Origin of the sequence: Pseudomonas sp. CP-1 (genome assembly GCF_021213715.1) — a bacterium.
GTDB lineage: Bacteria > Pseudomonadota > Gammaproteobacteria > Pseudomonadales > Pseudomonadaceae > Pseudomonas > Pseudomonas aeruginosa.
The window spans coordinates 32797-54663 of sequence record NZ_JAJQKY010000022.1; the positions used below are offsets into that span (position 1 = coordinate 32797).

Below are 21867 nucleotides of genomic sequence, written 5' to 3' on the forward strand. Positions count from 1 at the left end.
TGCGGGGGCCCAAGGCTTATCGGCAGGGCTCGCCCATTCTTGACGACGGTTCGTTCGCTGGCGCCGGATTGCCGTCGTGCGGCGAATCGCACGCAAGAACCGTGCACAACGGTTTATAGCCAGGCGACATTCGCCCATGCGCGGCTTTGACAGGCGGGGATGGCTGTAGCAGAGTACGCCCCTTTTTTCGGTCGCAGGCGGCCGGGTTCGTTTCATTTGCAAGGAGTTCAACGATGAACGCAGTGGTGCTGGCGGTCGCACTGATGCTCGTCCTCAGCCTTTGCCGTGTGCATGTCGTGCTGGCGCTGATCATCGGCGCGGTGGTCGGCGGACTGTTCGGTGGCCTAGGCCTGGAGGGGACTCTCAAGGCCTTCAACGGCGGCCTCGGCGGCGGCGCCACGGTGGCCCTGTCGTACGCCATGCTCGGCGCCTTCGCCGTGGCCATCGCTCGCTCCGGCGTGGCCCATGCGCTGGCCGACAAGGTTCTGGCGCTGCTCGGCCGGCACGACGAGCAGGGCAAGGGCGCCGGTGCGTTCAAGTGGATTCTGGTCGGCCTGCTGCTCTGCGTGGCGGTATCCTCGCAGAATATCCTGCCGATCCACATCGCCTTCATCCCGCTGCTGGTGCCGCCGCTGCTCTATGTGCTGAGCAAGCTGCAGATCGACCGGCGATTGATCGCCTGCGTCATCACCTTCGGCCTCATCACCCCGTACATGTTCCTGCCGGTGGGCTTCGGCAACATCTTCCTCAATGAAATCCTGCTGGCCAACGTGGCGCGCAACGGCGTCGACGTCAGCGGGATCAACGTCACCCACGCCATGTTCATCCCGGCCCTGGGCATGCTCGCCGGGTTACTCATCGCGGTGCTGTTCAGCTACCGCCGCAAGCGCGTCTACGACTTGCAGCGGATCGAGCAGGCCGAACGCGTCGATGTCAGCTATAGCCCGAAAAGCCTGGCGGTGGCCGGGGTCTCCATCGTCGCCGCGTTCGTCGTGCAGCTGTGGCTGGACTCGATGATCATCGGCGCGCTGGTCGGTTTCGTGGTCTTCTCGCTGTCCGGCGTGGTGCGCTGGAAGGAGACCGACGACCTGTTCACCGAAGGCATGAAGATGATGGCTACCATCGGTTTCATCATGATTGCCGCGGCCGGTTTCGCCGAGGTGATGAAGGCCACCGGCGAGGTGCAGAGCCTGGTCGACGCCTCGGTGGCCTGGATCGGCAACAGCAAGGCGGTCGGCGCCATGCTGATGCTGCTGGTCGGCCTGCTGGTCACCATGGGCATCGGCTCGTCGTTCTCCACCGTGCCGATCATCGCCGCGATCTTCGTCCCGCTGGCGGTGCAACTGGGCTTCAGCCCGCTGGCCATCGTCAGCATCGTCGGCACCGCCGGCGCGCTGGGGGATGCAGGTTCTCCGGCGTCGGACTCGACCCTCGGGCCGACCTCCGGGCTCAACGTCGACGGCCAACACAATCACATCTGGGACACCGTGGTGCCGACCTTCCTGCACTACAACCTGCCGTTGCTGGTGTTCGGCTGGGCCGCCGCGATGTTGCTCTGAGTCCTATTTCGGGCGGTCGCCTGACGGAATGTCGGGCCGGCCGCTTAAGCTTCCGACGGGATTGCCGATGAAACGGGAATCCCGTTTTTTATTGGGCGTCATGCTAGGAGTTGATGATGCGTCTGACCCTGAAATCCAAAGTCCTCCTGCTGGCCATGGTGCCGGTGCTGCTCTTCGCCCTGGTGCTCAGCGGCGGAGCGGTGCTGATCCTGAAAAAACAGGCTGATACCGAAGTCAAGGATACCCGCGAGCGCCTGCTCGGCGACCGTCGTGCAGAACTCGAGCACTATGTGCAGATCGCCATGGGCAGTATCCAGGCCGAGTACGACCGCTCGGCCAACGGCGACCTGAACGCCCGCGCCGAGGCCATTGCGCGCCTGTCGAAGGTCAAGTACGGCAAGGACGGCTATATCTTCGGCTACGACTCCCAGGTGGTGCGCCTGTTCCGTGGCGACAGCCCGGTGGACGTCGGCAAGAGCTTCCGCGACCGCCGCGATCCCAGCGGCGTCTACCTCAACCGCGAACTGGTGGAGGCAGGCAAGAACGGCAGCCACTACGTGACCTATACCTCGCCGCTGCCAGGTAACGAAAGCGTCATGGTGCCGAAGCTGTCGTACACTCTGTACCTGCCGAAGTGGGACATGGTGATCGGCTCGGCGATCAACCTCGACGGCGTCGAGGCCCAACTGGTGGAGATCAAGCAAGCCATCGACGAGCGTATCGGCACCCTGATCGCCAGCATCGTGGCGATCGCCGGGGTCCTCCTGGTGGTCCTGCTGGTGATCGGCCTGGCGGTGGCCAACGCGATGCTGCGTCCGCTGCACCAGATCCGCCAGAACCTCGATGACATCGCCGCCGGCGAAGGCGACCTGACCCGTCGCCTGCCGGTGACCAGCCACGACGAGCTGGGCGAGCTGGCCGGTTCCTTCAACCGCTTCGTCGAGAAGATCCACGGTCTGGTGCGGCAGATCGCCGGGATGACCGGCGACCTCAAGCAACTGGTGGAGCAGATGTCGGCCCAGGCCGAGCGTTCCGAGCAGGCCATGGAGCGCCAGCGCCATGAGACCGATCAGGTCGCCACCGCGATCAACGAGATGTCCGCCGCCGCCCATGAAGTGGCGCAGAGCGCCCAGCGCGCCGCCGAGGCCGCGCAGCAGACCGACCACGAAGGCCAGGCGGCCAAGCGCGTGGTGGACGGCAGCATCGAGCGCATCCACGCGCTGGTGGACGAGATCCGCGACAGCGGTTCCTCGCTGGACAGCCTGCAACAGGACGTGCAGTCGATCGTCAGCGTGCTCGGGGTGATCCGCTCGATTGCCGAACAGACCAACCTGCTGGCGCTCAACGCGGCCATCGAGGCGGCCCGTGCCGGCGAGGCCGGACGTGGCTTCGCGGTGGTCGCCGACGAAGTGCGGGCGCTGGCCAGCCGCACCCAGCAGAGCACCCAGGAAATCCAGGGCATGATCGATCGCCTGCAGCAGGGCACCAACGCCGCGGTCGACGCCATGCGCCGTTCCGGCGAGGCCGGCGAGGGCACCAGCAACCAGGCCAACCAGGCCGGCGATTCGCTGGATGCCATCGCCCAGCTGATCGCCACCATCAACGCGATGAACGCGCAGATCGCCAGCGCCGCCGAGGAGCAGACCGCGGTGGCCGAGGAGATCAACCGCAGCGTGCACCAGATCGCCGGCGCGGTGGACAGCGTCGCCGACGAGGCCCAGCAGGGCGCGCAGACCGCCCGCAGCCTGGCGCAACTGGGCCAGGGCCTGGGCCGGCTGGTCGGTCAGTTCCGCATCTGACCCTTCCCCCGCGCGACCGCTGCCGGCAAAAGAGCCAGCCGGCAGTGGTGCGCCACAGAGCCTTCCTGTCATTATTCGGCGGAGTCGGCCGGCAGTCGTGAACGATCCACCTCCGCCGGCTGACTAATGCTTTGCTTCCCACTGCCAGATGGATTGGACATGCTCGACACGAAACTGGAATCCCGGACTTTTCTCCTGTTGCTGGCGGTGGTCACGCTCGCCTTCGGCTGGCTCTTGCTGCCGTTCTACGGCGCGGTGTTCTGGGGCACCATCCTGGCGATCATCTTCGCCCCGGTGCAACGCCGCCTGCAGGTGCGTCTGAGGGATCGGAAGAACCTCGCCGCGCTGATCACCCTGCTGATCTGCGTGCTGATCGTGATCATCCCGGTGATCTTCATCGCCGGTTCGCTGGTGCAGGAAGGCGCGAGCGTCTACCAGCGGGTCAAGTCCGGCGAACTGAACTTCGCCGCCTACCTGCAGCAGGCGGTGGCCGCCTTGCCGCCATCGGTGCACCAGTGGCTGGAGCGCTTCGACCTGGCCAATCTCTCGAGCCTGCAGGAGAAGCTCTCCTCGGTGGCGATGCAGGCCAGCCAGGTGGTGGCGACCAAGGCGTTCAGCATCGGCCAGAACACCCTCGACTTCGTCATCAGCTTCGGCATCATGCTCTACCTGCTGTTCTTCCTCCTTCGCGACGGTCGCGTGCTCGGCCGGCGGATCAAGCAGGCGGTGCCGCTGAGCCAGGAACACAAGCACCACCTGTTCGCCAAGTTCACCACGGTGATCCGCGCCACGGTGAAGGGCAACATCGCCGTGGCTGCCACCCAGGGCGCTCTCGGCGGCCTGATCTTCTGGGTGCTGGGCATCGAGGGCGCCTTGCTCTGGGGCACCCTGATGGCCTTCCTGTCGCTGCTGCCGGCCATCGGCGCGGCGCTGATCTGGGCGCCGGTGGCGGCCTATTTCCTGCTTACCGGGGCGATCTGGCAGGGCGTAGTGCTGATCCTGTTCTGCGTGGTGGTGATCGGCCTGGTGGACAACATCCTGCGCCCGATCCTGGTCGGCAAGGACACCAAGATGCCGGACTACGTGGTGCTGATCTCCACCCTCGGCGGCATGGCCCTGTTCGGCCTCAACGGCTTCGTCATCGGCCCGCTGATCGCCGCGCTGTTCATGGCCAGCTGGGACCTGTTCACTGGTCGCGAGGAAGAACCACAGGCCTGAGTCGCGCCCGTGGCAGACAAGCCCCGCGAATGCGGGGCTTGTTCGTTTCAGGCCTTGAAGCATCATTGACGGCGCTGTCGTGGCTGAGCCGCTCCAGGCAGTGCCTGGGGCCTTCGGCTAACAGTGCGTCGAGCCCGGTACATCGCGACCGTTGCGCAACCGGACATGGAGCAGCGCTTGCCGGCACTCCTCAGGGCTCGCCGCTGTCAACCGGCGGCGGACCTCGGCTTGAGCGCGCAGGTGGCGAGGAAGGTCGGCATGAAGCGGTCGATGACGAAGCGCGGGTGCGGTTGCCAGTCTTCGTAGAAATCCTGCAGCAGCAGGCCGGCGGCGAGCTGGCCGGCGATCTGCTGGGTCAGGCTATGGCCGAACACCAGGGCTTCGCCTTTCTCGCGCTTCGCCGCGAGGGCTTCGGCGGAGAGGCTTTCCAGGTCGGAGTAGGGCAGGCGATGTCGCGGCCGGATCAGGCCCTGCTCTGCCAGTTCCGGCGAGCGGTCCTCGATGAACAGCGCCGGGTTGTAGAAGCTCGCCAGCAGCTTGCCGCCCGGCCGCAGCACCCGCGCGCATTCGCGCCAGACCGGCAAGACATCGTCGACGTAGAGATTGGAGATGGGATTGAAGACCAGGTCGAAGGAGGCATCGGCGAAGGTCGAGAGGTCGCGCATGTCGCCCTGCACGCAGGCCAGTTCGAGGCGGTCGCGGGCGGCGACCTGGCGGTCCTTGTCCAGCTGTCCCGCCGAGGCGTCGAACAGCGTGACCCGTGCGCCGGCGGCGGCAAGGATCGGCGCCTGCTGGCCGCCGGCCGAGGCCAGGCAGAGGATCTCGCGGCCGCGTACGTCGCCCAGCCAGTGAGTGGGTAACGCGCCCGGGGTCAGCTTCACCGCCCAGTCGCCGCGGCGTGCGGCGGCGACCTCTTCGGCGCTGACCGGTCGCGACCATTCGCAGTCACGGGCGGCCTGGGCGTCCCAACTGGCGCTGTTGTGTCGCAGGACGTCGATATCGTGGAAGGTGGGCATGAGGCCTCCGGGTTCATCCATGGAGCGCGGAGCATGCCACGGCAGCGGGGCAGGGTGCGTGGGGCGGGCCAAAGAAAAACCCCGCCGAGGCGGGGTTTTCGTGGAGCGGGCGACTCAGCCGGCGAGGGCCAGGCCGGAATGCTGGAGGATTTCCAGCAGCGGCTGCGGGTAGACGCCGAGGAAGAACGCCAGCAGGGCGATGGCCACCAGCATGATGCCGCCGGCGCGCTGGCCCCAGTTGAACGGTGCGTCGTGCTGGCGGATGCCGGGCTCGACCAGGAACAGGGTGACCATGACCCGCAGGTAGTAGTACAGGCCGATGGCGCTGCCCAGCACCAGGGCGCCGATCAGCCACCACAGGTGCGACTCGACGCCGACCGCGATCACGTAGAACTTGCCGATGAAGCCGGCGGTCAGCGGGATGCCTGCCAGCGACAGCATCATCACGGTCATCACCGCGGTCAGCACCGGCCGGCGCCAGAACAGGCCGCGGTACTCGAACAGCGCATCGGCGTCGCGGCCGCTGTACGGGGTGGACATCAGGGTGATCACGCCGAACGCGCCGAGGGAGGTCAGTACGTAGGTGGCCAGGTAGACGCCGACCGCTTCCACGGCCATGCCCTTGCTGGCGATCAGGGCGACCAGCAGGTAGCCCAGGTGGGCGATGGACGAGTAGCCGAGCAGGCGCTTGATGTTGCTCTGGGTCAGTGCCAGCAGGTTGCCGAAGAGGATCGAGGCGACCGCGATGACGCTCAGGGAGATGTTCAGCAGTTGGTTGTCCAGGGCCGCCGGGGCGATCTGGAACAGCCGCAGCAGCACGGCGAACACCGCGACCTTGCTGGCGGTGGCGAGGAACGCCGAGACCGGCGCCGGGGCGCCTTCGTAGACGTCCGGGGTCCACAGGTGGAAGGGCACCAGCGACAGCTTGAAGCCCAGGCCGACCAGCATCATGCCGACGCCAACGCTGACCAGCGGACCGCTCAGTACGTGCTCGGCGACCTTGGCGCCAAGGCCGGCGAAGCCCAGGGTACCGGACTCGGCGTAGAGCAGGGCCATGCCGAACAGCAGGAAGGCGGAGCCGGCGGCCGAGAGCACGGTGTACTTGATGCCGGCTTCCAGCGAGCGCTTGTTGAAGAAGGCGTAGGCGACCATCCCGTAGACCGGGACCGAGAGCAGCTCCAGGCCGATGAACAGGCTGGCCAGGTGCTGCGCGCTGACCAGCACCAGGCCGCCGGCGGTGGCCAGCAGCAGGAGCAGGTACAGCTCTTCGCGGTTACCCGGATAGCTTTCCATGTAGGCGTGGGCGAGGGTCACGCAGGCCAGGGCGGAGACCAGCACCAGGGCCATGTAGAAGCAGGCGTAGTTGTCCACCAGCACCAGCGGGGTCACCTCGATCGGGGTGACGCCGAGGACCGGCAGCAGCGACAGCAGGGCCAGGTTGAGGCCGATCACCGAGAGGGTGGCGGTGAACGAGTGATTGCGTTTCCAGGCTACCGCCAGCATCACCACCACCAGGGTGGCGCTGGTGATCAGCAGTGGCAGGAGCGCGATGAAGTGTTGGATCGTAAAGGTCATTTCGCGACTACCGTCCTGCAAGGGTGGAAAGGGCTGCGCCCAGCCATTGCTGCACGCCGTGCATGCTGGCCGCGGAGATGTCCAGCACCGGCTGCGGGTAGACCCCGAGCAGGACCAGCAGGACCGCCAGGCCGAGCACCATGCTCAGTTCGCGGGCGTCGAGGCCGAGGATCGGCTCGTCGGACTGGCTGGGTCCGAAGTAGGCGCGGTGGATCATGATCAGCGAGTAGACCGAGGCGAAGACCAGGCCGAAGGTGGCGATCACGATGATCACCGGGACCACCTTGAAGGCGCCGATCAGGATCAGGAACTCGCCGACGAAGTTGCCGGTGCCGGGCAGGCCCAGCGACGCCGAGGCGAAGAACAGGCTGATCGCCGGCAGGTAGGGCATGCGCGACCACAGGCCGCCCATCTTGCGCATGTCGCGGGTATGCAGGCGCTCGTAGAGCTGGCCGCAGAGGATGAACAGCGCCGCGGCGGAGAGGCCGTGGGCGATCATCTGCACCACCACGCCCTGCAGCGCGACCTGGCTGCCGGAGTAGATGCCGATCATCACGAAGCCCATGTGCGAAACGCTGGAGTAGGCGACCAGGCGCTTGATGTCGGTCTGCGCGAAGGACAGCAGGGCACCGTAGAAGATGCCGATGATGCCGAGCCACATGGCGATCGGCGCGAATTCCGCCGAGGCGTTGGGGAACAGCGGCAGGGCGAAGCGGATCAGGCCGTAGGCGGCGGTCTTCAGAAGGATGCCGGCGAGGTCCACGGAGCCGGCGGTGGGCGCTTGGGCGTGGGCGTCCGGCAGCCAGGAATGCACCGGCACCACCGGCATCTTCACCGCGAAGGCGACGAAGAAGCCGAGCATCAGCAGCCATTCCACGTGGGGGCTCAGCTGGGTCTTCAGCAGGGTGGCGTAGTCGAAGGTGATCACGCCGGTGGCATTGAAGTTGACGAACACCAGGCCGAGGATCGCCACCAGCATCACCAGGCCGCTGGCCTGGGTGAAGATGAAGAACTTGGTGGCGGCGTAGATGCGGGTCTTCTTGCCGTCATCGGAGCTGTGTCCCCACAGCGCGATGAGGAAGTACATCGGCACCAGCATCATTTCCCAGAAGAAGAAGAACAGGAACAGGTCGATGGCGAGGAACACGCCGATCACACCGCCCAGGATCCACAGCAGGTTCAGATGGAAGAAGCCGATGCGGCGCTGGATCTCGTTCCACGAGCAGAGGACCGAGAGCACGCCGAGCAGGCCGGTGAGGGCGACCATCAGCAGCGACAGGCCATCCATCGCCAGGTGGACGCTGATGCCGAGACGCTCGATCCACAGCACCTTGAATTGCAGGGTCCATTCCGGCTCGCCGCCGGGCGCGGGCGCCAGCTGGAAGTCGCCGGTGGCCCAGATCCACAGGCTCAGGATCAGGACTAGGGTCATCGAAAGCAGCGCGATCCAGCGGGGCAGGGTCTTGCTGCTGTGTTCGGCGATCCAGCAGAGGAAACCGCCGATGAAGGGGATCAGGATTAGCCAGGGCAGAATCATGACAGGCTCAGTCTCTCCGTGAATTCGTTAGGCCAGCAGCAGCGCGCCGAGCAGGATGGCGGCGCCACCCACCAGGGAAGCGGCGTACCAGCGCAGGCGGCCGTTCTCGGTGAGGCTGAGGAGGTTGTGTCCGCCGCGCACGCTGAACGGAACGACGCCCAGGGTACGGTCGATGGGGTCGCGCCCCAGCAGTTGGCAGAGCAGCAGGTAGGGTTTCACGAACAGCTTGTCGTACAGCCAGTCGAAGCCCCAGGCGTGGTACCACCAGGTACCGAAGAAGCGACCCGGGGCGCTCTTCGCCAGGGCGCTGACGAAGCGGCGCTGGCCGAGGAACAGCAGGCCGGCCAGCAGGATGCCGGCGATGGCGATGGCGCCCGAGGCCAGTTCCAGGCTGTGCTTGGCTTCGCCACCGGCGTGGCCGACGCTTTCCGGCAGGACGCCGGCCAGCGGCGGGGTGATCAGGGCGCCGACGAAGGTCGACAGGACGATCAGCACGCTGAGCGGCAGCCAGTGGGAAATCCCGTGGCCGGCGTGGGCTTCGGTCTTCGGCTCGCCGTGGAAGGCGACGAAGATCAGGCGGAAGGTGTAGATCGAGGTCAGGAACGCACCCACCAGGCCGGCGATCAGCAACTCGCGATGGCCGCTGGCGAAGGCCTCCCAGAGGATCTCGTCCTTGGAGTAGAAGCCCGCGGTGAGGAAGGGCAGGGCGGCCAGCGCCGCGCCGCCGACCACGAAGCTGGCGTAGGCCAGCGGCAGCTTCTTCCACAGCCCGCCCATCTTGAAGATGTTCTGCTCGTGGTGGCAGGCGACGATCACCGCGCCCGAGGCGAGGAACAGCAGGGCCTTGAAGAAGGCGTGGGTCATCAGGTGGAAGATCGCCGCGTCCCAGGCGCCGACGCCGAGGGCGAGGAACATGTAGCCGATCTGGCTCATGGTCGAGTAGGCGAGGATGCGCTTGATATCGGTCTGCACCAGGGCGGCGAAGCCGGCCAGGACCAGGGTCACCGCGCCGACGATGCCGACCAGTTCGAGGATGTCCGGGGCCAGGGTGAACAGGCCGTGGCAACGGGCGATCAGGTAGACGCCGGCGGTCACCATGGTGGCGGCGTGGATCAGCGCGGAGACCGGGGTCGGACCGGCCATGGCGTCGGCCAGCCAGGTCTGCAGCGGCAGTTGGGCGGACTTGCCGACCGCGCCGCCGAGCAGGGCCAGGGTCGCCAGGGTCAGCCAGAGGTTGCCTTCCGGGAACTTCTGCGGCGCCAGCACCAGCAGCTCCTGGATGTTCAGGGTGCCGAACTGCTGGAACAGGATGAACAGGCCGAAGGCCATGAACACGTCGCCGACGCGGGTGACGATGAATGCCTTGAGCGCCGCGTTACCGTTGTTGCGATTGCTGTAGTAGAAGCCGATCAGCAGGTAGCTGCACAGACCCACGCCTTCCCAGCCGAAGTAGAGGAACAGCAGGTTGTCGCCCAGCACCAGGAACAGCATGCTGGCGATGAACAGGTTGGTGTAGGCGAAGAAGCGCGAATAGCCGGCTTCGCCACGCATGTACCAGGAGGCGAACAGGTGGATCAGGAAGCCGACGCCGGTAACCACGCCGAGCATGGTTACCGAGAGGCCGTCCAGGTACAGGGTGAAGTTGGTGCTGAAGTCGCCGGCCGCCATCCACTGCCACAGCACCAGGCTGTAGGCGCCGCCTTCCGGCGGACTGCTGTGGAAGCTGAAGATGGCCCAGGCCGCGCTCAGGGCGGAGAGGCCGACCGAGCCGACGCCGACCAGCGCCGAAAGGTTTTCCGACCACCTGCCGCGGGAGAACGACAGCAGCAGGAAGCCGACCAGGGGGAACAGGAAGGTAAGAGGTAGGAGGTTCATCCGCGCATCTCGCTGGCAGCGTCGATATCGAGGGTGTGGAAGCGGCGATACAATTGCAGCAGGATCGCCAGGCCGATGCTCGCTTCGGCGGCCGCGAGGCTCAGCACCAGGATGAACATCACCTGGCCGTCGGGCTGGCCCCAGCGGCTGCCGGCGACCACGAAGGCGAGGGCGGCGGCGTTCATCATCACTTCCAGGCTCATCAGTACGAACAGGATGTTGCGTCGCACCATCAAGCCGACCAGTCCGAGGGCGAACAGGACGCTGGCGAGGGCCAGGCCGTGTTCCAGTGGTATTGCGTTCATAGCGTTACGTTCCCTTGGGGCGGGCGCAGGGCGCCCGCCGAACCTTTATTGTTTGGCGTCTTGACGACCCAGGTGATAGGCAGCGACCAGGGCCGCGAGCAACAGCATGGAGGCCAGTTCGACCACCAGCAGGTACGGGCCGTAGAGGCTGATGCCGACCGCCTTGGCGTCTACCGTGGTATGGCCGATGCCGGCACCGCTCGGGGTGCGGGCGAGGACCACCAGCAGTTCCACCAGCAGGACCAGGGCCAGGGCCGAAGGCCCGACCCAGATGCCGGGCGTGAGCCACTTGCGCTCCTGCTCGACCACGGCCGGGCCGAGGTTGAGCATCATCACCACGAAGACGAACAGAACCATGATGGCGCCAGCGTAGACGATGATCTCCAGGGCTCCGGCGAAGGGTGCGCCGAGGCTGAAGAAGGTCATCGAGATGGCCAGCAGGGAAATGATCAGGTAGAGCAGGGCATGCACCGGGTTGCTGTTGGTGATGACCCGCAGCGTGGCCAGTACGGCGACGCCGGCAGCGAAATAGAAAGCGAATTCCACGCGACGTCTCCTTATGGCAGCAGGCTTTTCACGTTGATCGGTTCGGCTTCGTTCTGCGCGGCGCCTTTCGGCTTGCCGGCGATCGCCATCCCCGCAACGCGGTAGTAGTTGTAGTCCGGGTTCTTGCCCGGCCCGGAGATCAGCAGGTCGTGCTTCTCGTAGACCAGGTCCTGGCGCTTGAACTCGCCCATCTCGAAGTCCGGGGTGAGCTGGATCGCGGTGGTCGGGCAGGCTTCCTCGCACAGGCCGCAGAAGATGCAGCGCGAGAAGTTGATGCGGAAGAACTCCGGATACCAGCGACCGTCCTCGGTCTCGGCCTTCTGCAGGGAGATGCAGCCAACCGGACAGGCCACGGCGCACAGGTTGCAGGCTACGCAGCGTTCCTCGCCGTCGGGGTCGCGGGTCAGGACGATCCGGCCACGATAGCGCGGTGGCAGGTAGACCGGCTCTTCGGGGTATTGCAGGGTATCGCGCTTGCGGAAGGCATGGCCGAAGATCATCACCAGGCTGCGAAGCTGGGTGAAGGTGCCATGCACGACGTTGATGATTTCTTTGATCACGGTGGTTCTCCTTACTGGGCCGCGGCCAGCACGAGCGCGCCGGTCACCAGCAGGTTGATCAGGGTCAGCGGCAGGCACACCTTCCAGCTGAACGCCATCACCTGGTCATAGCGCGGACGCGGCAGCGAGGCGCGGATCAGGATGAAGAGCATGATGAAGAAGCCGGTCTTGGCGGCGAAGTAGAAGAACGACAGCCAGGGCAGGGTGTCCAGGAACGGACCGTGCCAGCCGCCGAAGAACAGGGTCGCCAGCAGCGCCGAGACCAGCACGATGCCGATGTACTCGCCGACGAAGAACATGCCCCATTTCATCCCGGCGTACTCGATGTGGTAGCCGTCCGCCAGTTCCTGCTCCGCTTCCGGCTGGTCGAACGGGTGACGGTGGGTCACGGCGACGCCGGCGATGATGAAGGTGCAGAAGCCGAAGAACTGCGGAATGATGAACCAGACGTTGTCGATCTGGTACTGGACGATGTCGCGCATGTTGAACGAGCCGACCTGGGCGACGATGCCCATCAGCGACAGGGCCAGGAACACCTCGTAGGAGATGGTCTGGGCCGAGGCGCGCAGGCTGCCGAGCAGGGCGAACTTGTTGTTGCTCGACCAGCCGGCGAACAGCACGGCGTACACCGTCAGGCCGGCCATGGCGAAGAAGAACAAGATGCCGATGTTCAGGTCCGCCACGCCCCAGGTGGGGGTGATCGGCACGATGGCGAAGGCGACGAGCAGGGCGCCCATCGCGATCACCGGGGCCAGGGTGAAGATCATCTTGTCGGCGAACGGCGGGGTCCAGTCCTCCTTGAAGAACATCTTGACCATGTCCGCGCCGAGCTGGAACGCACCGAACGGACCGACCCGGTTGGGGCCGTAGCGGTCCTGCCAGAGGCCGAGCAGGCGGCGCTCGACCCAACTGAGCAGGGCGCCGCAGATGACCACGGCGAGCAGCACCACGATGGCCTTGACCACGGTGAGGATGATGGTGACCAGAGCGGGAGTCAGCCAACTCATTGTGCAGCCTCCTGCAGACCTTCCACGGAGCAGCCGGCGATCGCCGCCGGGATGCCGGCGAAGCCGACCGGCAGGCCGATCAGGCCGGCGCCGAGTTGTTCATCGATGCGCAGCGGCAGGCGCAGGGCCTGGCCCTTGAGCTGGAAGCCGAGGGTCGCGCCGTCGTTGACGCCGAGGCGGTCCGCGTCTTCCTTGGACAGGGCGACGTAGGTCTCCGGGATGCGCTGCTGGATCGGCGCGGCCCGCGAGCTGTTTTCCTCGCTACCGAACAGGTGGTACAGAGGCACTACCTTCCAGCTGTCGGCCTTGGCGCTGAACGGCACCGGCACGGCCTGGAACCAGTCGAGGCCTTCGCCCTTCGGTTCGATCAGGCGCACGCCGGGGTCGCCGGCGCGCAGGTGGCCGCCGACCTCGTCCTGGAACTTGTTCCAGGCCTGCGGCGAGTTCCAGCCCGGCGACCAGGCGAACGGGATCTGCTGACGGTCTTCCTGGCTGCCGGAGTAGCCTTCCATGGAGAAGGCGAACGCCGAGTCGATGTCCTGCGGGGTGCGCGGCTCGTGCACGCTGATGTTGGCGCGCATGGCGGTGCGCCCGCTGTAGCGGTGCGGTTCGCGGGCCAGCTTGAGGCCCTTGATGCGGAACGAGGCGGCCGGTGCGGCGTCGCGGATACCGGCCAGGATCGGCTTGGCCTCGGCCACGGCTTCGGTGACGTGGTCCAGCTGGGTCCAGTCGACGCGCTTGCCTTGCAGGGTGCTGTGGATCGCATGCAGCCAGCGCCAGCCTTCGCGGACCATGTTCTTGGCGTCGTAGTAGGTCGGGTCGAACACCTGGAAGAAGCGCTGGGCGCGGCCTTCCTGGCTGACCAGGGTGCCGTCGCCTTCGGCGAAGCTGGCCGCCGGCAGCACCAGGTGCGCCTTGGCGGTGGTGGCGGTCTGCTGGTGATCGGCGACGATCACCACCCTGGCCGCCGCCAGGGCTGCGTCGACACGGGCGGCGTCGGTGCGGCGGTAGAGATCGTTCTCCAGCACCACCACGGCGTCGGCCTGTCCGGAGGTCAGTCGCTCGAGCGCGGCTTCCACGGAGTCGCCGCCGAAGAGCGCCAGGCCGAGGCTGTTGGCTTCGCCGACCACCAGGCTGATGGAACCGTTCTTCTCGCGCTGCTTGAGGGCCTTGGCGATGTTCGCCGCGGCTTCGATCAGTGCCTTGTTGCCCAGCGAGTTGCCGGACACCAGCAGCGGACGCTTGGCCGCCAGCAGGGCATCGGCGATGCGCTGGGCGAAGGCCTGGGCCTGCGGGTCGAGGTCGGCCACGGCTGGAGCGCTCGGGTCGATCGCGTGGGCCACGGCGAAGCCGAGGCGGGCGAGGTCGTCCGGTGCGGCGTGGACGGTTTCCTCGGCCACGTCGTCGAGGCGGGTCGCGCTGACGCTGGCGATGAACAGCGGGTTCTGCGCGTGCTGGGCGATGTTCTTCACCGCGGCGTCGAGCCACGGCTGGACCTTCATGTCGGCGGCCATCTCGACGGCCTTGCCCTTCACCGACTGGCGCAGGGCCAGGGCGATGCGGGCGGCGGTCTGGGTCAGGTCCTCGCCGAGGACGAAGACCGCGTCGTGGTCCTCGATGTCGCGGATGCTCGGCACCGGCAGCGGGCCTTCCTGCATGACCTGCAGGATCAGGCGCAGGCGGTCGAGTTCGCCTTCGTTGATGCCGCTGTAGAAGTTGCCTTCGCCAACCAGCTCGCGCAGGGCGAAGTTGCTTTCCAGGCTGGCGCGCGGCGAACCGATGCCGACCACCTTGCGCTCCTTCAGCAGGGCGGCGGCCTGGTCGAGGGCGCCGTCCAGGCTCAACTTCTGCTTGCTCAGCACCAGCAGCGGCTGGCGCGGACGGTCTTCGCGGTTGACGTAGCCGTAGCCGAAGCGACCGCGGTCGCAGAGGAAGTAGTGGTTGACCGAGCCGTTGTAGCGGTTCTCGATGCGGCGGATCTCGCCGTAGCGCTCGCCGGGGCTGATGTTGCAGCCGCTGGAGCAGCCGTGGCAGATGCTCGGGGCGAACTGCATGTCCCACTTGCGGTTGTAGCGCTCGGAGTGGGTCTTGTCGGTGAACACGCCGGTGGGGCAGACCTCGGTGAGGTTGCCGGAGAACTCGCTTTCCAGCACGCCGTCCTCGACCCGTCCGAAGTAGACGTTGTCGTGGGCGCCGTAGACGCCGAGGTCGGTGCCGCCGGCGTAGTCCTTGTAGTAGCGCACGCAGCGGTAGCAGGCGATGCAGCGGTTCATCTCGTGGGCGATGAACGGGCCGAGTTCCTGGTTCTGGTGGGTGCGCTTGGTGAAGCGGTACCGGCGCTCGTTGTGGCCGGTCATCACCGTCATGTCCTGCAGGTGGCAGTGACCGCCTTCCTCGCACACCGGGCAGTCGTGCGGGTGGTTGGTCATCAGCCATTCGACGACGCTGGCGCGGAACTGCTTGGCCTCTTCGTCTTCGATGGAGATCCAGGTGTTGTCGGTGGCGGGGGTCATGCAGGACATGACGAGGCGACCACGCTTGTCGTTCTCGTCGGTGTACTGCTTCACCGCGCACTGGCGGCAGGCGCCGACGCTACCGAGCGCCGGGTGCCAGCAGAAGTAGGGAATGTCGAGACCGAGGGACAGACAGGCCTGCAGGAGGTTGTCTGCACCATCGACTTCGAGCGTCTTGCCGTCTACGTGGATAGTGGCCATGGTTCAAGTCTTCGTTGGCCCGTTGTCAGCGGGCGTGGCTAATAGAAACTCACGGTTCCGTCGGGCCTGCGGCCGGGCCGCGGCACGACGACGAAACATCGCCGGACGGCTGGCCGTCCGGCTGCAAAGCATCAGGCGCCGACCGTTGCCGGGCGCGGCGCGGCCGAAGGCTGGCGGGAGATGCCCGCCTCGAATTCGGCACGGAAATACTTGAGGGCGCTGCCCAGCGGCTCGACGGCTCCCGGCGCGTGGGCGCAGAAGGTCTTGCCTGGGCCGAGGAAGTTGACTAGCTGCTCGAGGGTCTCGAGGTCGCCGGGCTGGCCTTCGCCCCGCTCCAGGGCGCGCAGCAGCTTCACGCTCCACGGCAGGCCATCGCGGCAGGGGGTGCACCAGCCGCAGGACTCGCGGGCGAAGAACTCTTCCATGTTGCGCAGCAGGGAAACCATGTTGATGCTGTCGTCCACCGCCATGGCCAGGCCGGTGCCCATCCGGGTGCCGACCTTGGCGATGCCGCCGGCGAACATCTGCGCATCCAGGTGCTCCGGGAGCAGGAAGCCGGTACCGGCGCCGCCGGGCTGCCAGGCCTTGAGCTGGAAGCCGTCGCGCATGCCGCCGGCGTAGTCCTCGAACAGCTCGCGGGCGCTGACGCCGAACGGCAGTTCCCACAGGCCGGGGTTCTTCACCTTGCCGGAGAAGCCCATCAGCTTGGTGCCCATGTCTTCGCTGCCGGGGCGGGCCAGGGTCTTGTACCAGTCCACGCCGTTGCCGACGATGGCCGGCACGTTGCACAGCGTCTCCACGTTGTTCACGCAGGTCGGCTTGCCCCAGACGCCGACGGCGGCAGGGAAGGGCGGTTTGGAACGCGGGTTGGCGCGGCGGCCTTCCAGCGAGTTGATCAGCGCGGTCTCTTCGCCGCAGATGTAGCGGCCGGCACCGGTGTGGACGAACAGCTCGAAATCGAAGCCGCTGCCGAGGATGTTCTTGCCGAGCAGGCCGGCGGCCTTGGCTTCGTCGATGGCGCGGTTGAGGTTGCGCGCCGCGTCGACGTATTCGCCGCGCAGGAAGATGTAGCCGCGGTAGGCCTTCAGCGCACGCGCGGAAATCAGCATGCCTTCCACCAGCAGGTGCGGCAGCTGCTCCATGAGCATGCGGTCCTTCCAGGTGTTCGGCTCCATCTCGTCCGCGTTGCACAGCAGGTAGCGGATGTTCAGCGACTCGTCCTTCGGCATCAGGCCCCACTTCACGCCGGTGGGGAAGCCCGCGCCGCCGCGGCCCTTGAGGCCGGAGTCCTTGACGGTCTGGACGATGTCGTCCTGGGCCATCTGGGTCAGCGCCTTGCGCGCCGCGGCGTAGCCGTCCTTGCTCTGGTATTCCTCGAGCCAGACGGGCTGGGCGTCTTCGCGCAGGCGCCAGGTCAGCGGATGGGTTTCCGCCGAACGCGTCATGCGGTTGGCCGGACCAATGGAGGTAAGGGTCATACGTAGGCCTCCAGCAGTTTGGCGACACCGTCGGGACGCACGTCGCCATGGGTGTCGTCGTCGATCATCAGCGCCGGGGCCTTGTCGCAGTTGCCCAGGCAGCAGACCGGGAGCAGGGTGAAGCGTCCGTCGGCGGTAGTCTGGCCGAGACCGATGCCGAGTTGCTTCTGGATCTCGCCGACCACCGACTCGTGGCCGCCGATGTAGCAGACCATGCTGTCGCAGACGCGGATGATGTGGCGGCCCACCGGCTGGCGGAATATCTGACTATAGAAGGTGGCGACGCCTTCGACGTCGCTGGCCGGGATCCCCAGCACCTCGCCGATCGCCGGGATGGCGCCGTCCGGCACCCAGCCGCGCTGTTTCTGGACGATCTTCAGGGCTTCGATGGACGCCGCGCGCGGGTCCTCGTAGTGATGCATTTCATGCTCGATGGACGAGCGCTCGGTTTCGCTGAGGACGAAACGGTCGGTCTGAATCAGGTTGCTCTGGCTCATGTCAGCGGTCCACGTCAGCCATAACGAAATCGATGCTACCCAGGTAGGCGATCAGGTCCGCGATCATGCTGCCGTTGATCACCGAGGGGATCTGTTGCAGGTGCGCGAAGCTGGGCGTCCGGATACGCGTGCGGTAGCTCATGGTGCTGCCGTCGCTGGTCAGGTAGTAGCTGTTGATACCCTTGGTCGCCTCGATCATCTGGAAGGCTTCGTTGGCCGGCATGACCGGGCCCCAGGAAACCTGCAGGAAGTGGGTGATCAGGGTTTCGATGTGTTGCAGCGTGCGTTCTTTCGGCGGCGGCGTGGTCAGCGGATGGTCGGCCTTGTACGGGCCTTCCGGCATGTTCTTCAGGCACTGTTCGATGATCCGCAGGCTCTGGCGCATCTCGCCCATCTTGACCATGCAGCGGTCGTAGGCGTCGCCGTTGTGGGCCAGCGGTACCTCGAACTCGAAGTTCTCGTAGCCGGAGTAGGGGCGGGCCTTGCGCAGGTCGAAGTCGCAACCGGTGGCGCGCAGGCCGGCGCCGGTGGTGCCCCACTCGAGGGCTTCCTTGGTGTTGTACTGGGCGACGCCGATGGTCCGGCCGCGCAGGATGCTGTTCTTCAGGGCCGCGGTCTCGTACTCGTCGAGGCGCTTGGGCATCCAGTCGAGGAACTCGCGGACCAGCTTGTCCCAGCCGCGCGGCAGGTCGTGGGCGACGCCGCCGATGCGGTACCAGGCCGGGTGCAGGCGGAAGCCGGTGATGGCCTCGACCACCTTGTAGGCGCGCTGGCGGTCGGTGAAGGTGAAGAACACCGGGGTCATGGCGCCGACGTCCTGGATATAGGTGCCCAGGTACAGCAGGTGGTTCAGGATACGGAAGAACTCCGCCATCATGATCCGGATCACGTCGACCCGCTGCGGCACCTTGATCCCGGCGAGCTTCTCCACCGAGAGTACGTAGGGCAGGTTGTTCATCACCCCGCCGAGGTAGTCGATGCGGTCGGTGTAGGGGATGAAACTGTGCCAGGACTGGCGCTCGGCCATCTTCTCGGCGCCGCGGTGGTGGTAGCCGATCTCCGGGACGCAGTCGATGATCTCCTCGCCGTCCAGTTGCAGGATGATGCGGAACGCGCCGTGGGCGGACGGGTGGTTCGGGCCGAGGTTGAGGAACATGTAGTCCTCGTTCTCGCCGTGGCGCTTCATGCCCCAGTCTTCCGGCTTGAAGCGCAGGGCCTCCTGCTCCAGGTCCTGCTTGGCGGCGGACAGGGAGTAGGGATCGAACTCGGTGGCGCGCGCCGGGTAGTCCTTGCGCAGCGGATGGCCCTGCCAGGTCGGCGGCATCAGCATGCGGGTCAGGTGCGGGTGGCCGGTGAAGGTGATGCCGTACATGTCCCACACTTCGCGCTCGTACCAGTTGGCGTTGGGCCAGATACGGGTGGCGGTGGGCAGGTTGAGGTCGCGCTCGGACAAGGCGACCTTGATCATCACGTCACTATTACGCTCCAGCGACATCAGGTGGTAGAACACGCTGAAGTCGGCGCTCGGCAGGCCGCGGCGATGGGTGCGCAGCCGCTCGTCGACGCCGTGCAGGTCGTAGAGCATCACGTAGGGCTTGGGTACCTGACGGAGGAAGGTCAGGACTTCGATCAGTCTTTCGCGCGGGACCCAGAGCACCGGCATGCCGGTACGGGTGGGCTGGACGGTGAAGGTCTCGGCGCCAAAGCGGGAATTCAGTTCGACGACGATATCCTGGTCGTCTGCCTTGTAAGGCGGGATGTACAGAGCGGAGTCTGCAGTCATGGTCTCGGTCGCTTTCGGTCAACGGTGGGGTGAACGCGGCTGGTCTCGGCCGGCCAGCGGGGCTGGCCGGGAGTTCCGGATCACACTTCGTCGGGGCTGCGCAGGTTGGTCACCTGGATGCGCTGCTCGCGTTTCAGGTCTTTCTGGGCCGGCATTTCGGCGCGGTAGACCCCCTGGTCGCCAACGACCCAGGACAACGGGCGGCGCTCCTGGCCGATGGATTCCTGCAGCAGCATCAGGCCTTGCAGGAACGCCTCCGGACGGGGCGGGCAGCCGGGGATGTAGACGTCCACGGGGAGGAACTTGTCGACCCCCTGGACCACCGAATAGATGTCGTACATGCCGCCGGAATTGGCGCACGAGCCCATGGAGATGACCCACTTGGGTTCGAGCATCTGCTCGTAGAGGCGCTGGATGACCGGGGCCATCTTGATGAAGCAGGTGCCGGCGATGACCATGAAATCGGCCTGGCGCGGCGACGCCCGGATCACTTCGGCGCCGAAGCGGGCGATATCGTGCGGCGCGGTGAAGGCGGTGGTCATCTCCACGTAGCAGCACGACAGCCCGAAGTTATAGGGCCAGAGCGAGTTCTTGCGACCCCAGTTGACGGTGGAGTTCAGCACATCCTCGAGCTTGCCCATGAAGATGTTCTTGTGAACCTGGCCCTCGACCAGCGGGTCGGCTACGGTTTCCCGTTCGCCTATCGGGTATTGGTCGTTGGCCGCATCGGGATCGATCCGGGTAAGTTTGTATTGCATCGCCAAAGCCTCATTGTTTTAGCTTCGCCTGCCGCTTGCGACGGCTTTCGGGAGCCCAATCGAGCGCACCGATCCGCCAAAGATAGACAAGACCCGCCAACAGAATTGCTATGAAAATGGTTGCCTCGATCAGGCCGGCCCAGCCGCTTTCGCGAACCGACACCGACCAGGCGAAGAGGAAGAGGGCTTCGACGTCGAAGATCACGAAGAGCATCGCGACCAGATAGAATTTTGCCGAGAGACGCAGGCGTGCGCCTCCGGTGGGGACGATCCCGGATTCGAAGGGTTCGTTCTTGCTGCGACCAAATGCCTTGCTGCCAAGCAGGGACGAAACCCCTAGCATGAAGGCGAGAAGGCCAACGACCCCTAGAAGGAAGGCAGCGAATCCCCAGTGATGAGCTGCAAGTTCAGCTGGGTTTGGCATGCTGATACTCCTTCTGTACCGGATATATAAGATCGTGGGTTCTGGGCGCAATGCCCGACTTCTTGTGCAACCCGCTGCGTAGTGAGCTAAGGGTTGTATGTATCTTTCCGATTTTATGCCCAAAGCGCCGGACAAGTAAATTTTTCTAACACAAACAGACGCTTCTCTGCTTTTTCCAGCGCTTTGGTTAATCCCCGAAAGCCTCGTGAATGCTGTCTCTGCGAGAAATGGCGCGGCCTGGCTGGCTTTTGGTCGTATTGCCGCGAAGCGTGGGGGAGGGCTCTTTGCAAGACCTCAAACGATAATGAATATCGTTTGCAATGTCGCATCCGTATAACTTCGCTACATATATTCTTCGCCGCGTTACTATTGTTTACCCTTTTATTGGTAATTACTCGCGATCAATCCGTTATTGCATTAAACCGGGAATATTTTCCGGGCCGGGCGCATGGCGGTTTTTCTTCTTTCCGCACCATGACAACCCGGCTATGGCGCCGCCTGGGGCTGCGCCCGCGGTTCTTCGTGACGGATGCGAAGGCGCTGGGCAAGGTTTGCGGCGGTTCGCTTCGCAGCGCAGATGTAGTCGCTCTGGAGGTGCGCTACCTAGGGGCTGCGGTAGCGTCCCGGGGTTTCTTGCCGACCCAGGCCCAGACCATCTCGCAGGCGATCGGCTGGTTGCCGTTCTCGTCGCTGACCAGCACCGCCACGCGGACCTCGCCCTTGTCCTGTTGCCGGATCTGCTCGATCTGTCCGGCCTCCAGCGTCGCGATGGCGGTCAGGTCGCCCTGGGCGCGCTTGAGATAGTCGATCTTCATGGTCTTGATCAGCGGCAGCTTGTCGTCCGGTACGTTCATTCCGACCAGGAAGCCGCTGGCCGACTCGGCGAGCAGGGCCATCGCTGCGGCATGGATACCTTTTATGTGGTTCTGCACCGGTCGACGGTTCTTCAGGCTGAGGATGGCGCGCTCCTGCCCCAGTTCATGGATGCGCACCCTCGCCGTGCCGGCGAAGCGCACCTGGGAGCCCAGCAGCAGCGTCAGGCTGCGGCTGCGCAGGCGGCGGGGGAGGAGGTTGATGGCGCCGACGGCGCGGCTGAGACGATTGCGCTTGGGCATGCTGGCGTCCTTCCATAGAGAGGGGAGCCTGCATTCCACCCGCTTTGCCCGGGCTTGCCCACGGCTGTAGCGGCGACCTGCGCCGGCATTCCGGCCAACGC

General features: G+C 65.7%; 18 protein-coding genes. 3 read left to right on the forward strand and 15 right to left on the reverse strand.

Features of this window, described 5'->3' with window-relative positions; translation table 11 throughout:
- Positions 1-233: 233 nt before the first annotated feature.
- From LT948_RS28290 to LT948_RS28300, 3 genes are all read left to right on the forward strand, one after another.
- On the forward strand, positions 234-1559 hold the full coding sequence (locus tag LT948_RS28290; RefSeq protein ID WP_003090489.1) for a Na+/H+ antiporter family protein: 1326 nt from the start codon (positions 234-236) through the stop codon (positions 1557-1559).
- 113 nt (positions 1560-1672) lie between these two features.
- The gene (locus tag LT948_RS28295; protein ID WP_003138923.1) at positions 1673-3358 is read left to right on the forward strand and encodes a methyl-accepting chemotaxis protein; all 1686 of its coding nucleotides are present in this window, start codon (positions 1673-1675) and stop codon (positions 3356-3358) included.
- 159 nt (positions 3359-3517) lie between these two features.
- Positions 3518-4576, forward strand: a complete 1059-nt coding sequence (locus tag LT948_RS28300; protein WP_003090487.1) for an AI-2E family transporter — start codon at positions 3518-3520, stop codon at positions 4574-4576.
- A gap of 206 nt (positions 4577-4782) precedes the next feature.
- Here the strand turns inward: LT948_RS28300 and LT948_RS28305 are convergent, their stop codons facing one another.
- The 15 genes from LT948_RS28305 to LT948_RS28375 form a co-directional block, all read right to left on the reverse strand.
- Positions 4783-5592: a class I SAM-dependent methyltransferase gene (locus LT948_RS28305; RefSeq protein ID WP_019371700.1), complete on the reverse strand. Its 810-nt coding sequence runs from the start codon at positions 5590-5592 to the stop codon at positions 4783-4785.
- Between the two features lie 114 nt (positions 5593-5706).
- Entirely contained in the window at positions 5707-7167 is a 1461-nt protein-coding gene (nuoN, locus tag LT948_RS28310; protein ID WP_003090482.1) for an NADH-quinone oxidoreductase subunit NuoN, read from the reverse strand.
- A gap of 7 nt (positions 7168-7174) precedes the next feature.
- Positions 7175-8704 carry an NADH-quinone oxidoreductase subunit M gene (nuoM, locus tag LT948_RS28315; RefSeq protein ID WP_003090479.1) on the reverse strand — a complete coding sequence of 510 codons (1530 nt, stop codon included), beginning with the start codon at positions 8702-8704 and terminating at the stop codon, positions 7175-7177.
- A 27-nt stretch (positions 8705-8731) separates the two neighbouring features.
- Positions 8732-10579, reverse strand: a complete 1848-nt coding sequence (nuoL, locus tag LT948_RS28320; protein WP_023095470.1) for an NADH-quinone oxidoreductase subunit L — start codon at positions 10577-10579, stop codon at positions 8732-8734.
- The gene (gene nuoK / locus LT948_RS28325; RefSeq protein ID WP_003090475.1) at positions 10576-10884 is read right to left on the reverse strand and encodes an NADH-quinone oxidoreductase subunit NuoK; all 309 of its coding nucleotides are present in this window, start codon (positions 10882-10884) and stop codon (positions 10576-10578) included. Before nuoK ends, nuoL begins: the two co-directional genes overlap by 4 nt.
- Before the next feature lie 45 nt (positions 10885-10929).
- A complete protein-coding gene (nuoJ, locus tag LT948_RS28330) occupies positions 10930-11430 on the reverse strand; it encodes an NADH-quinone oxidoreductase subunit J (protein WP_003090473.1) in 501 nt (166 codons plus the stop codon).
- 11 nt (positions 11431-11441) lie between these two features.
- On the reverse strand, positions 11442-11990 hold the full coding sequence (gene nuoI, locus LT948_RS28335) for an NADH-quinone oxidoreductase subunit NuoI (protein WP_003090467.1): 549 nt from the start codon (positions 11988-11990) through the stop codon (positions 11442-11444).
- Between the two features lie 11 nt (positions 11991-12001).
- Entirely contained in the window at positions 12002-12997 is a 996-nt protein-coding gene (nuoH, locus tag LT948_RS28340; RefSeq protein WP_003090465.1) for an NADH-quinone oxidoreductase subunit NuoH, read from the reverse strand.
- A complete protein-coding gene (gene nuoG, locus LT948_RS28345) occupies positions 12994-15711 on the reverse strand; it encodes an NADH-quinone oxidoreductase subunit NuoG (protein ID WP_015502797.1) in 2718 nt (905 codons plus the stop codon). Before nuoG ends, nuoH begins: the two co-directional genes overlap by 4 nt.
- A gap of 131 nt (positions 15712-15842) precedes the next feature.
- Complete coding sequence (gene nuoF / locus LT948_RS28350; protein WP_003090462.1) at positions 15843-17189, reverse strand: NADH-quinone oxidoreductase subunit NuoF; 1347 nt, start codon at positions 17187-17189, stop codon at positions 15843-15845.
- Entirely contained in the window at positions 17186-17686 is a 501-nt protein-coding gene (gene nuoE, locus LT948_RS28355) for an NADH-quinone oxidoreductase subunit NuoE (RefSeq protein ID WP_003090460.1), read from the reverse strand. Before nuoE ends, nuoF begins: the two co-directional genes overlap by 4 nt.
- Position 17687: 1 nt before the next feature.
- Positions 17688-19469, reverse strand: coding sequence for an NADH-quinone oxidoreductase subunit C/D (gene nuoC / locus LT948_RS28360; protein ID WP_003090458.1), 1782 nt, complete (start codon positions 19467-19469; stop codon positions 17688-17690).
- Positions 19470-19549: 80 nt separating this feature from the next.
- Positions 19550-20227, reverse strand: a complete 678-nt coding sequence (locus LT948_RS28365) for a NuoB/complex I 20 kDa subunit family protein (RefSeq protein WP_003090455.1) — start codon at positions 20225-20227, stop codon at positions 19550-19552.
- 10 nt (positions 20228-20237) lie between these two features.
- Positions 20238-20651 carry an NADH-quinone oxidoreductase subunit A gene (locus tag LT948_RS28370; protein WP_003090452.1) on the reverse strand — a complete coding sequence of 138 codons (414 nt, stop codon included), beginning with the start codon at positions 20649-20651 and terminating at the stop codon, positions 20238-20240.
- Positions 20652-21250: 599 nt separating this feature from the next.
- Complete coding sequence (locus LT948_RS28375; RefSeq protein ID WP_003119967.1) at positions 21251-21805, reverse strand: DUF4442 domain-containing protein; 555 nt, start codon at positions 21803-21805, stop codon at positions 21251-21253.
- Positions 21806-21867: the final 62 nt, after the last annotated feature.

What these genes read in the sequence shown, in the direction of transcription:
- nuoH (WP_003090465.1), bottom strand. Translation starts at nt 12,997, where the DNA reads ATGAGTTGGCTGACTCCCGCTCTGGTCACCATCATCCTCACCGTGGTC.
- nuoF (WP_003090462.1), bottom strand. Translation starts at nt 17,189, where the DNA reads ATGACCCTTACCTCCATTGGTCCGGCCAACCGCATGACGCGTTCGGCG.
- LT948_RS28370 (WP_003090452.1), bottom strand. Translation starts at nt 20,651, where the DNA reads ATGCCAAACCCAGCTGAACTTGCAGCTCATCACTGGGGATTCGCTGCC.
- nuoM (WP_003090479.1), bottom strand. Translation starts at nt 8,704, where the DNA reads ATGATTCTGCCCTGGCTAATCCTGATCCCCTTCATCGGCGGTTTCCTC.
- nuoN (WP_003090482.1), bottom strand. Translation starts at nt 7,167, where the DNA reads ATGACCTTTACGATCCAACACTTCATCGCGCTCCTGCCACTGCTGATC.
- nuoK (WP_003090475.1), bottom strand. Translation starts at nt 10,884, where the DNA reads ATGAACGCAATACCACTGGAACACGGCCTGGCCCTCGCCAGCGTCCTG.
- LT948_RS28295 (WP_003138923.1), top strand. Translation starts at nt 1,673, where the DNA reads ATGATGCGTCTGACCCTGAAATCCAAAGTCCTCCTGCTGGCCATGGTG.
- LT948_RS28300 (WP_003090487.1), top strand. Translation starts at nt 3,518, where the DNA reads ATGCTCGACACGAAACTGGAATCCCGGACTTTTCTCCTGTTGCTGGCG.
- nuoG (WP_015502797.1), bottom strand. Translation starts at nt 15,711, where the DNA reads ATGGCCACTATCCACGTAGACGGCAAGACGCTCGAAGTCGATGGTGCA.
- LT948_RS28305 (WP_019371700.1), bottom strand. Translation starts at nt 5,592, where the DNA reads ATGCCCACCTTCCACGATATCGACGTCCTGCGACACAACAGCGCCAGT.
- LT948_RS28290 (WP_003090489.1), top strand. Translation starts at nt 234, where the DNA reads ATGAACGCAGTGGTGCTGGCGGTCGCACTGATGCTCGTCCTCAGCCTT.
- LT948_RS28365 (WP_003090455.1), bottom strand. Translation starts at nt 20,227, where the DNA reads ATGCAATACAAACTTACCCGGATCGATCCCGATGCGGCCAACGACCAA.
- nuoE (WP_003090460.1), bottom strand. Translation starts at nt 17,686, where the DNA reads ATGAGCCAGAGCAACCTGATTCAGACCGACCGTTTCGTCCTCAGCGAA.
- nuoL (WP_023095470.1), bottom strand. Translation starts at nt 10,579, where the DNA reads ATGAACCTCCTACCTCTTACCTTCCTGTTCCCCCTGGTCGGCTTCCTG.
- nuoC (WP_003090458.1), bottom strand. Translation starts at nt 19,469, where the DNA reads ATGACTGCAGACTCCGCTCTGTACATCCCGCCTTACAAGGCAGACGAC.